General features: G+C 62.1%; 14 protein-coding genes. 13 read left to right on the top strand and 1 reads right to left on the bottom strand.

Annotation, left to right across the window (positions count from 1 at the left end; translation table 11 throughout):
* The first annotated feature begins 178 nt into the window (after positions 1-178).
* Positions 179-598, top strand: coding sequence for an IS66-like element accessory protein TnpA (gene tnpA / locus B5X82_RS25690; RefSeq protein WP_079640078.1), 420 nt, complete (start codon positions 179-181; stop codon positions 596-598).
* Complete coding sequence (tnpB, locus tag B5X82_RS25685; protein WP_020820224.1) at positions 595-966, top strand: IS66 family insertion sequence element accessory protein TnpB; 372 nt, start codon at positions 595-597, stop codon at positions 964-966. The genes tnpA and tnpB overlap by 4 nt, the downstream gene beginning before the upstream one ends.
* A 73-nt stretch (positions 967-1039) precedes the next feature.
* Here tnpB and B5X82_RS25680 read toward each other — a convergent pair.
* A protein-coding gene (locus tag B5X82_RS25680) for an IS3 family transposase (RefSeq protein WP_139385176.1) occupies positions 1040-2211 on the bottom strand; the annotation gives its coding sequence in 2 pieces (ribosomal slippage) (positions 1040-1947 and positions 1947-2211; 1173 coding nt in all).
* On the opposite strand from B5X82_RS25680, the gene B5X82_RS25675 reads away from it, so the two are divergent.
* The 11 genes from B5X82_RS25675 to B5X82_RS25625 all read left to right on the top strand — a co-directional run bounded on the left by B5X82_RS25675 (position 2171) and on the right by B5X82_RS25625 (position 9162).
* Entirely contained in the window at positions 2171-2668 is a 498-nt protein-coding gene (locus B5X82_RS25675; protein ID WP_328588210.1) for a zincin-like metallopeptidase domain-containing protein, read from the top strand. The genes B5X82_RS25680 and B5X82_RS25675 overlap by 41 nt on opposite strands.
* Positions 2669-2818: 150 nt before the next feature.
* Positions 2819-3079, top strand: coding sequence for a hypothetical protein (locus tag B5X82_RS25670; RefSeq protein ID WP_020820227.1), 261 nt, complete (start codon positions 2819-2821; stop codon positions 3077-3079).
* Positions 3080-3082: 3 nt separating this feature from the next.
* The gene (locus B5X82_RS25665; RefSeq protein WP_025160929.1) at positions 3083-4363 is read left to right on the top strand and encodes a Fic/DOC family protein; all 1281 of its coding nucleotides are present in this window, start codon (positions 3083-3085) and stop codon (positions 4361-4363) included.
* Between the two features lie 327 nt (positions 4364-4690).
* Positions 4691-5080 (top strand): DUF3768 domain-containing protein, encoded by a 390-nt coding sequence (locus B5X82_RS25660; protein WP_020820229.1) that lies wholly within the window; start codon positions 4691-4693, stop codon positions 5078-5080.
* A gap of 11 nt (positions 5081-5091) precedes the next feature.
* Complete coding sequence (locus B5X82_RS25655; RefSeq protein ID WP_020820230.1) at positions 5092-5379, top strand: hypothetical protein; 288 nt, start codon at positions 5092-5094, stop codon at positions 5377-5379.
* A complete protein-coding gene (locus B5X82_RS25650) occupies positions 5376-5642 on the top strand; it encodes a hypothetical protein (RefSeq protein ID WP_020820231.1) in 267 nt (88 codons plus the stop codon). Before B5X82_RS25655 ends, B5X82_RS25650 begins: the two co-directional genes overlap by 4 nt.
* 21 nt (positions 5643-5663) lie before the next feature.
* Positions 5664-5864 carry a hypothetical protein gene (locus B5X82_RS25645; RefSeq protein ID WP_235862805.1) on the top strand — a complete coding sequence of 67 codons (201 nt, stop codon included), beginning with the start codon at positions 5664-5666 and terminating at the stop codon, positions 5862-5864.
* Positions 5861-6400, top strand: coding sequence for a hypothetical protein (locus tag B5X82_RS25640; RefSeq protein WP_020820233.1), 540 nt, complete (start codon positions 5861-5863; stop codon positions 6398-6400). Before B5X82_RS25645 ends, B5X82_RS25640 begins: the two co-directional genes overlap by 4 nt.
* A gap of 469 nt (positions 6401-6869) precedes the next feature.
* Complete coding sequence (locus B5X82_RS25635; protein ID WP_020820234.1) at positions 6870-7106, top strand: hypothetical protein; 237 nt, start codon at positions 6870-6872, stop codon at positions 7104-7106.
* A 341-nt stretch (positions 7107-7447) separates the two neighbouring features.
* The gene (locus B5X82_RS25630; RefSeq protein WP_020820235.1) at positions 7448-7708 is read left to right on the top strand and encodes a hypothetical protein; all 261 of its coding nucleotides are present in this window, start codon (positions 7448-7450) and stop codon (positions 7706-7708) included.
* Between the two features lie 2 nt (positions 7709-7710).
* Positions 7711-9162, top strand: a complete 1452-nt coding sequence (locus tag B5X82_RS25625) for a DUF4942 domain-containing protein (RefSeq protein ID WP_223811159.1) — start codon at positions 7711-7713, stop codon at positions 9160-9162.
* Positions 9163-9334: the final 172 nt, after the last annotated feature.

Below are 9334 nucleotides of genomic sequence, written 5' to 3'. Positions count from 1 at the left end.
CAGGTCGTCGAACAGCGGCTTCAGCATCAGCTGCCGGCCTTCGAACCGCCGTTCGGGCGACTTGCCCCTGAGCGTTGCCTCGATCTTGTAGATCGTATCCGTCATCCCAGACCCACGTGGCGGAAGTGGCCATGAGCTCTGAGTGTGCCGCGCATATCGCATCATTTGATTCGGCGGGGTGTCTGTGGAGCAGGAGATCGACGGCAGTGGCGGGCTGGAGAACGGGCGCCGGCGGCGCTGGACGCTGGAAGAGAAGCGCGCAGTGGTCGAGCTGTCGCTCGATCCGACGTGCAGCATGGCGGAGGTGGCGTCGTGCTTCGACGTCCTTCCGGCCCAGATATATGGCTGGCGCCGCGAGCTGCGCGAGACAGCGGAAGCCAAGGCGCGCGAAGACGGGCCGATGTTCCTGCCGGCGGTGATCGAGCCGGCGTCGGTGCCGGCGATGCTGCTCGAGCCGGAGGCAGCCGGCGTCCGGCTGATGCCCGATACTCTGGTCCAGGTCGCGATGGAGGTCCACGGCGTGCCGGTGATGATCGCCCATGGCGCGAGCGCGACGCTGGTTGCCGCGGTGATCGCAGCGCTGCAGAGGGCGCTATGATCGGGCCGGGCAGCGACGCCAAGGTACTGATCTACACCAAGCCGATCGACTTTCGCTGCGGCATCGACACGCTGGTGGCCAAGATACAACATGAGCTGGACCAGGACCCGTGGCGCGGGGTCGCCTATATTTTTCGTTCCAAGCGGAAGGACAGGCTGAAGATTCTGTGGTTCGACGGCACCGGCATCTGGCTGATGACCAAGCGCGCCGAGGCCGCCGAAGGGTTCGCCTGGCCGCCGGCGGTCGATGGCAGTTTTTCGATCACGGCGGCGCAGATGGCAGCACTCACCTCGGGCATGGACTGGCGTCGGCACCGCGCGCCAAGGCGCGTAAATCCGCCTAAAATCGAGAGTTTCGCTGATGCGTGAGATAGTCGCGACAGGCCGAGTCAACTGCGCTGGACGCGTTGACCTGCCCCCACCGAGTGGACCGGCTGGTTTGTTAGTGGATTAAACTCGCCGCCGCCATATCTGGGCGGAGGTGGAGCGAAGCGGAACCGGAGGCCGGATATGGCGGTGATGCCGTTTCCGGGGCCGGTGGTCGGTAGCCCAGACTGCTGTGCGGGCGGATGGTGTTGTAATGCCGCCGCCAGGCTTCGATCAGCACCTTGGCCTCGGCGAGGCTGTAGAAGATCTCGCCATTGAGCAGTTCGTCGCGCAGCGACCCGTTGAAGCTCTCATTATACCCATTCTCCCATGGTGATCCCGGCGCGATGTATAGCGTCTTCACGCCGATCTGGCCGAGCCATTGCTGGACGGCATTGGCGATAAACTCGGCGCCATTGTCCGACCGTATATGTGCAGGCGGGCCGCGAGTGACGAACAGCTCCGCCAGCGCGGCAAGGACGTCCTCATGCCGCAGCTGACGTGCCACGATGAGCGCCAGGCATTCCCTGCTAGCCTCATCGATGATGGTCAGGATGCGGAACTTGCGGCCATCATGCGTGCGCCCCTCGACGAAGTCGTAAGCCCATACATGCCCTGGATACTCAGGCCGCAGGCGGATGCACGATCCGTCGTTGAGCCATAGACGCCCGCGCTTTGGCTGGCGTTGCGGGACCTTGAGCCCCTCGCGCCGCCATATCCGCTCAACGCGTTTGTGGTTCACCGTCCATCCCGCATGACAGAGCAATGCCGTCACCCGACGATAGCCGTAGCGACCATATTGCTTCGCCAACGCGATGATATCCTCCGTCAGCGCCGGTTCGTCATCCGCCCCGCGCGGCACTTTGCGCTGCGTCGATCGATGCTGACCCAACACCCGGCAGATCCGTCGCTCGGACACCGGAAGCTCTCGTCGCACATGTTCGATGCAGCGCCGTCGCCGCGCGGGGCTCAGAAGTTTCCCCGCGCCGCCTCCTGCAAAATCAGCTTGTCGAGCGTCAGATCAGAGATCGCCCGCCTGAGCCGCAGATTCTCCTTCTCCAGATCCTTCATGCGCCGCGCCTGGTCGGTCTTCAGGCCGCCATATTCCTTGCGCCAGCGATAATAGGTCTGTTCGCTGACCGCGATCCGCCGGCACGCTTCAGCGGTCGAGGCGCCCTGCGCCAGCACAATCTCAACTTCACGCAGCTTGCCGATAATCTCTTCCGGCTTGTGCTTCTTGCTCGGCATTCGTCGTCCCTTTCGTGGTCCAGACTATCATAGTCTCTGGGCCACTCAGCGGGGGGCAGATCATCGCGTTGGCGGATCGCAAGCCTTCTATCACACCCGCGACGACTACATTCAGATGCCGCCCTTCAAGGTGTTTCATTCCGCCGATGATTATTATGCCACGCTCGCTCATGAGGCAGTGCATCTTGCAGGCCATGAAAGCCGTCTGAACCGCAAGACGCTGATTTCAACAAGCCGCGCGGACTATGCGAGGGACGAGTTAGTGGCGGAGCTGGGAGCCTGTTTCATCGGCGCCATCGTCGGTTTCAAGGTCGAGGAACGGGAAGACCATGCAGCTTACCTTGAACACTGGTTGACCGCGCTCCGCAACGATAAGCGAGCCATTTTCGAGGCCGCGCGCGAAGCGCAGAATGCCGCCGATTACCTCTTGGCGATGATGCTGGATCAAGGGGGCTGAAACGGTCCCCCGCGCCAAAAAAACGGGCGGACGCCGCGTTATCGCGGCGTCCCAATTTTGAACTAGGATTTTTGCGGTCTGCCCAAGTGGTTTATATACATATCCCGATATGGTAACTATATTGCAGCCTAGGTCGTTATCAGGTGCAAAATGGAAAATATCATCAACACCTATCAGAATCGCATAAAGGCGATGGGCTTCAAGCCTCGGCGCAAGGAAGACGTTCCTGTCGTCATGGACGTCTATTGCGAAGCACTCGCAAATGCCAAAATTGAAGGGCTGGAATTGCTTGCCGATGACCATGCCTTTTGTTTGTTATTGGTAGAAACTGAAATCCCCGTCGATGTGGCGATCAATCTAGCGCAGGAATACAACCGCGATGTTCTGTCGCGGCAGAAGATTGCTGCATGACAGGTGGGTGATCCATATACCTGGCGAGACAGCACCGTTCTTAGGAACAAGCTGGGTTTACGCGACGATAAGACTCTTTCGGAACGAGAAGCCTTCTTCTCGGTCGTCCGGCATGGTGAGCTGACGTTACAGCGCGCCGCGCCGGCGATGACGGCGCGCGAGTATGGCGCCATCCACAAGCATATGTTCCAAGACGTCTATGAGTGGGCGGGCCGATTCCGCACCGTGGACATTAGCAAGCCGGGCAGCACCTTTGCGCGGGCGCACTTCATCGCGCGCAGCATGGACCATGAGTTCCGCCAGCTGCCGGATCTTCAAACTCTCAAATCCATGGACCGTGATCGCTTCGCCGACACGATGGCGCGCCATATCTCCGAGCTGAACGCCATTCACCCGTTCCGCGAAGGGAACGGCCGCACAATGCGCCTGCATTTGCAGCTTCACTCCCTCGCGGCAGAGAAGTTCGTTTCGATTCAGGCAATGGGGCCGATGGATTGGATGGAGGCGAGCCGAGACAGCTTCCATACCGGCAATCATGCCTCGCTCGCCAAGGTCATTCGGGACGCGATGCCGCAGGAGCAATCGCGCCGGGAACCGGCGCGAGGCCCCGCGGGCATCGCCATGCCGCCCGCCATGGATTCTCTTATGCCAGCGGGCGAGCGCCGCGCCATGAGCATCGAGCAGGCCAAGGAGCAGATCAATCGCTACTTGCCGACCGCGCAGGCCGTGGCCGCGCGGCAGTATGAGCAGCTGAACCGCCTCGCAGCGACTTCCGGCGACATGCGCCAGCTCGCCGAGCGTTCCGCGCAAGAGCTGGCATTCTTTCGCGATCCGAAAGGACCGCTCCACCATGTGCAAATTATCGAGCAGCGCCGCTATCACCAGATCGAGGTCAATTGGGCCGAGGGGATGGACCCCCTTCAACGGGTTCGCGCGATCAGTGCCGGCGCTGCATCCTTCCTGGACAAGATGAGCCCGCGCGACGTTCAAGCCGCCGATCGCGCGCTCCGGATGCAGGTCATGCCTCCCGGCGTCAGCCAAGTGGACTTGCGCCTTGCCGAGCAGTTCCAGAAAAATTCGCCCGAGCAGAACCGCGACGACGCGCGGCTTGCCCCCTTTCAGATCGCCATCGACAAGCGGGTTGCCGACGCCGTTGGAAAGGGCGCGTCCAAGGAGCAGCTGGCGGCGATCACCGAGAGCGCGAAATCCAATGTCGTCTCCGCGTTGCGCGAAGGTAAAATCCCTACGCAGAAGGCCGACAAGCCGAAGGATCGCGAGCGCTAGTCAATCGAGCGGCCGAGGGCCGCGCGCTGATAGTTTGTCAGCTGCCACATAGGATCGAGCGGCCCAGGGCCGCGCCCCGTCAGTGGTGGCAGCTGCCACCGGGGAACACCAAGGGCACCCGCCCTTTCGTTCCCGAAGCATAATCGACAGGACCGGGTTGCGCGCCAAGTTCGGCCAGATCGGCACGCTCACGCGCGCCGGGCCTCCCTAGCCGCGCCGCCCGCACCACTCCCATCGATTTTGCTCCCCCCTCCCCATCCCGCGCTTCGCCAGCGGGTCAGAGCCGCAGGCCGCAGGCAGCGGCTTCGCCTGAAGGAGTGAGGAAGAATGGAGATTACCCCCGAGCAGATCGCGACCATCGCGGCGCTTAACGACCTTGCGCGGCGGACCATGGGCGTCACTTGCCGCACCGTGGTTACGCAGGGAATCGGGGCGCTCGATGCCAGCGCGCAGACCGACATTTTCAAGCTGATCGAGAGCTTCGAGGATTTCACCCCGGACAATGACCCGAGGGGCGAGCATGACGCCGGTTTCCTTTATCGCGACGTGACCGGCCAATGGCATACCCGCTGGACCGACGACGACACGCGGCCCGCCCTCTCCGTCATGTGGAAGATCGACTATTACGACCGCGAGCTAGAGTTTGGCAGCGCCGAACCTTGGAATCCCGACGCCACGACGCGCGTGCTCACGATCCTTCTCGCCAACGAATATTGAAGGAGGCAGTCATGAGCAAAGCCCGTCCGGAGATCGAATTGAACTGGCGTGATGAGAATTACGGTTCCGTCTATGCCGTCGCCGCCTTCCGCAACTATGCGGGCACCTTCGATTGGAGCGAACGCACCCACCAGCGGTTTCGCGGATGCCTGAAACGCGCAGGCTTCGCCTTCCATCAGGGCCGGTGCAGCTACATCGCAAGCAGCGGCTCCCGCGAGGAAAGGAAGCGCGCTCTTTGTGACGAGCTGGACCGCGCAGGTTTCCAGATCGTTCGCGGCGACGTGAGGGGGGCAGCATGAACCGCGAGCGCCGCAAGCAGATCGCCGCAGCGCGCGCCCTGATCGATCAGGGCAAAGCCCTCTTTGATGAGGCGCGCGAAATGCTCGAAACCGTCAAGGACGACGAGCAGTCCGCCCGCGACAATCTTCCCCCGAGCCTTGCTGACGGCGAAGGCGCGGAGAAGATGGACGCCGCAATATCCGAACTCGAGAACGCGATTTCAGCCCTTGAGGACTTCGACGCCGACGAGATCGGCAACACCCTCGACACCGCCAGCGAATAGGAAGGATCGACCATGGAGCCCATGCGCCACCTTGATAGAGACACCCGCCGCGCGCGCCTCCTAGCCGCGCGGACGCGGCCCGTTGGCGGTATCAACCGCCGGGGCATCTTCACCGGCCATTGGGATGGCGGCGACGTTGTGCGCCAGTTCCGCGGCGGCACCGGATCATGGATCGGCCTTGCGCCCTACAAGGCCAAGGCGGACCCGGAGCCGCAGCCATGAAAGTCAGCAACACGGCGAGCGCGGTTCGCGCTACCCTGTCCCCAACTGAGATCAGCGAGTTGCAATTCGTGATCGAGGCGGCCGAGCGCGCGGGGCATTACATGCCCGCGCGCGTCCCCAACATGATTGCGGCGCTGGCGAGCAGCGCCGACGATGTTCGGATGAAACAGGCCGCGAAGCGCGCGGAGAAAGATCGCGTGAAGCGGATCGAACAGGATCGACGCGCGCGCGATCGTCAATTCATGCTGGGCGAACGATACAGCGTCATGGCGGGCCGCGCCGACTTTGCTGACGCGGCATCCGATCCGGACATTCGCCAATGGGTTGACCTGACATTCCACGAGATCATGGGAAGGCCGCTACCCGATCAATGCGAAATTCGCCGCGATGTTTGGCTTGTCCGCGTCGTCCAACTCAACGGCGGTTCGTTTGACGCTGTTGTGGGGAGCGATTGCACCGAAACCTCCGATCCCGCCGAAATCAACTCCCTTGCCGAGCAGCTGATCGCGCGCTTCGAGGGTGCAATCATGGAATGATGGCGTGGGTTGGCGGTGGCAGCTGCCACCGGCATCACGAAATTGTGAAGCCCGTCGCCACACACGCGCGGCGATTTTGTGTATCATAGCTTTGGGCGGTGGCATCGGAGGTTCGCAGTCTCCGGCGCAAATCCTACCGCTCAAAGGAGGTGCATTTGATTGACTACATATGAAGCCATGCAATTGACGATCGCAGCCGTTGCGCTCGTGATCGCGATTGTAAAGCTGGGGCAGCGTAAAGACTGACCCAGCGGGCGGGGGCCTTCGCAGGGTCTCCGCCCATCTATCTAACGCTTGGCGGGGCGGAAAGTTTGAGCCCGCCACGTTCGCAGCATGGCGGGCTCAGGTAGGTGCATTGACTGACCGTCAATGAAGCCATCCCCTATATAGCGCAAAATCCTTGCCGTTCCAATAAGCGGTCTATCGCGAGAATGTTCCGCTCTTGTTCTCTTTGGCGCATAAGCGCGGCATGGCCGCGAACTACAACCGCCCCAAGCCCGTTGATCCGATCTGGTATCGGCAAAGCTGCTATCTGCGCATCCATTGCGCTTGCGGGCGGCATGTCGCCGTGCCCCTGGGCGAGTTTGCCCGCTCCCGGCGCATTTCCTTCGATACGCGTATATACGAGCTGATCGCGCGGCTCCGGTGCAGCCAGTGCCGGCGCAAGCCTCATGCGGACGTGACGCGATACCGCGCCGGCAACTAAATGACGGAGGATCCGATTACTCGGATTCTTCCGGTGCTGTTTGTTGGCATGTCACAAGCGACATGCAGTATTGAGGCGGACGAGCCGCCGCGTCATTCATTCGATCTAGGGGCCTGTTCCGGCCCCCTGGCGCAAGGGCTGGACCGTCTCGGCCGCAAACGGCCTCGCTTGGCGACCATGGGGGTTTCCCCGCCCTTCCTTCGCTACGCTCCGTGCAGGCCGGGTGATCCCCCTCCCCATGCTCGGCCCTCATTTGCGCCATTCCCCGACCCCGCTCGCCGCTGGGCAGAAGTCGATGACCCGTCATCGCCTTCGGCTCCATTCTAGGCAGGGAACAGCACATGACCGACATTCCGCTGGCAACGATCCTTCGGATCAACGCCGCCCGCACCATTTCGCTCGCGCGCTATGAGGAAGAGGGCAACTTTGATCGCTTCGGCTACATCAAAGACCTTGCCGAGAACCATGGCGCTGACCTTCCCGCCGTCATCGAGATTGCCGAGCTGCTAGGGCCGGAGGAAGATTTTGACGGCCTCGTGACCACCATCGAGGACGCCGCCGAGGGCTTCGGCTTTGGCGCTCTCATTGCCGGGGAGGCGTGAGCATGGGGCAAGAGCTTATGACGCCCGCGCAGATCGCCGACATTTGCGAGGGCCGGGACAAGGCCATAACCCTTTGGCTGAACCTGTATGACACCTACCATTCGACCCGCGATGAGGCGGCGCGGCTTACCGTTGGCGGCGCGCTTTCGCTCTCATGTGGACGGGACTGGACCGAGGACACATTGACGCGCGCTTTCATCCAGTCGCAGCCTATCGAGCGGCGCGACAAGGAGACGGGATCGCGCGAGACTATCGAGGCACGCGACAATTTCGCGCGCGTCCTAACCGAAACGATGGACCGGCGATGCTGGACCGCTCTCATGGAGCAGCTGGGCTTTGACCAGCTGCTAGACCAGCAGGCCCGAAAGGAATTTCATGACGGGCTACGCGATGCCCCCGTTCCGTTCACGCCCGACAATTGCACCGCCACTTTCGGCCATATCTGGACAAATCGCCGCGACCTCTATTTGCGCGGGATCGCCAATGTCTTCGCCAAGCTGGACCGCCGCTTTCGTTCGCACAACGGTTTCAAGATCGGCGCGCGGCTCATCATCGAAGGCGCGATAAACACATGGGGATCATGGGAGCGCTACGAGCGCCGCGACACGCTGCGCGACGTGGAGCGCGTTTTTCTCGAACTGGACGGCAAGCCCCCCGTCGCCGAGGCGGCAAGCATCGCTAGTCTTGTCGGCCAGGCCGCGCGTGACCGCGCGTCACTGCCGACCGTTCTGCAGGGCGATTATTTCCGCGTCCGAATCTTCAAGAATGGCAATCTGCACATTTGGTTCGAGCGCGACGATATGTTGCAGAGCGTCAATCTCTTGCTCGCGGAGTATTACGGCGAAGCCATTGGCGACAGCTACGATACGACCGAGGCCGAAACCGCCCCCGCCTATCACGTCACGCCTGCCAAGAATTTCGGCGCGTTCATGACCTCGCCAGAGATCGCGGCGCAAGTGATCGAACATGCGAGGATCGGCCAAGGCCAGCGCGTTCTAGAACCAAGCGCAGGCAAGGCCGCGCTCGCGACTGCCGCGCGCGATGCCGGCGCCGATGTTACGTGCGTCGAGCTGCAACCCGGCTTCGCTCACGAATTGCGCGTCGTGCATGGTTTTGCGGATGCGATCGAGGGGGACTTTCTCGCCCTGGACCCGCAGCACTTCACACCGTTTGACGCGGTGATAATGAATCCGCCGTTCGATCGCGGCCGAGACTGTGACCATGTGCGCCACGCGCTCGCCTTCCTGAAACCCGGTGGCGTGCTGGTGGCGATCATGAGCGCCCGCGCCGAATATGGCGAGGATCAGCGCCATAAGGCCCTGCACCGCATGATCGAGGGGTGCAGCGCTATCTATTTCCATGGTCGGAAATGGATCGACCTTCCTCTCGGCTCTTTCGCCCACGCCGGAACCAACGTGAACACCGTTTTGCTGGCGATCCGAAAGCCGGGATGATTGGCGCAGGCGGTGGCAGCTGCCACCGCCTGCCTTGCTGGCAGATCGAGGCGACAAAGCCGCCGCGCCGTTTTCGACTAAGGCCTGTGGACATTCACTTCGCGGCGAGGATTGTCGCGACGAGGTGCCAGTTGGCGGTGTAACTGCAGGCAGTTTTCTCGTAGCGCGTAGC

Source organism: Rhizorhabdus histidinilytica (assembly GCF_900167915.1).
GTDB lineage: Bacteria > Pseudomonadota > Alphaproteobacteria > Sphingomonadales > Sphingomonadaceae > Rhizorhabdus > Rhizorhabdus histidinilytica.
This window is presented reverse-complemented; position numbering and strand designations above follow the sequence as displayed.

What these genes read in the sequence shown, in the direction of transcription:
- B5X82_RS25650 (WP_020820231.1), top strand. Translation starts at nt 5,376, where the DNA reads ATGAACCGCGAGCGCCGCAAGCAGATCGCCGCAGCGCGCGCCCTGATC.
- B5X82_RS25660 (WP_020820229.1), top strand. Translation starts at nt 4,691, where the DNA reads ATGGAGATTACCCCCGAGCAGATCGCGACCATCGCGGCGCTTAACGAC.
- B5X82_RS25640 (WP_020820233.1), top strand. Translation starts at nt 5,861, where the DNA reads ATGAAAGTCAGCAACACGGCGAGCGCGGTTCGCGCTACCCTGTCCCCA.
- B5X82_RS25655 (WP_020820230.1), top strand. Translation starts at nt 5,092, where the DNA reads ATGAGCAAAGCCCGTCCGGAGATCGAATTGAACTGGCGTGATGAGAAT.
- B5X82_RS25630 (WP_020820235.1), top strand. Translation starts at nt 7,448, where the DNA reads ATGACCGACATTCCGCTGGCAACGATCCTTCGGATCAACGCCGCCCGC.
- B5X82_RS25625 (WP_223811159.1), top strand. Translation starts at nt 7,711, where the DNA reads ATGGGGCAAGAGCTTATGACGCCCGCGCAGATCGCCGACATTTGCGAG.
- tnpB (WP_020820224.1), top strand. Translation starts at nt 595, where the DNA reads ATGATCGGGCCGGGCAGCGACGCCAAGGTACTGATCTACACCAAGCCG.
- B5X82_RS25670 (WP_020820227.1), top strand. Translation starts at nt 2,819, where the DNA reads ATGGAAAATATCATCAACACCTATCAGAATCGCATAAAGGCGATGGGC.
- B5X82_RS25645 (WP_235862805.1), top strand. Translation starts at nt 5,664, where the DNA reads ATGCGCCACCTTGATAGAGACACCCGCCGCGCGCGCCTCCTAGCCGCG.
- B5X82_RS25635 (WP_020820234.1), top strand. Translation starts at nt 6,870, where the DNA reads ATGGCCGCGAACTACAACCGCCCCAAGCCCGTTGATCCGATCTGGTAT.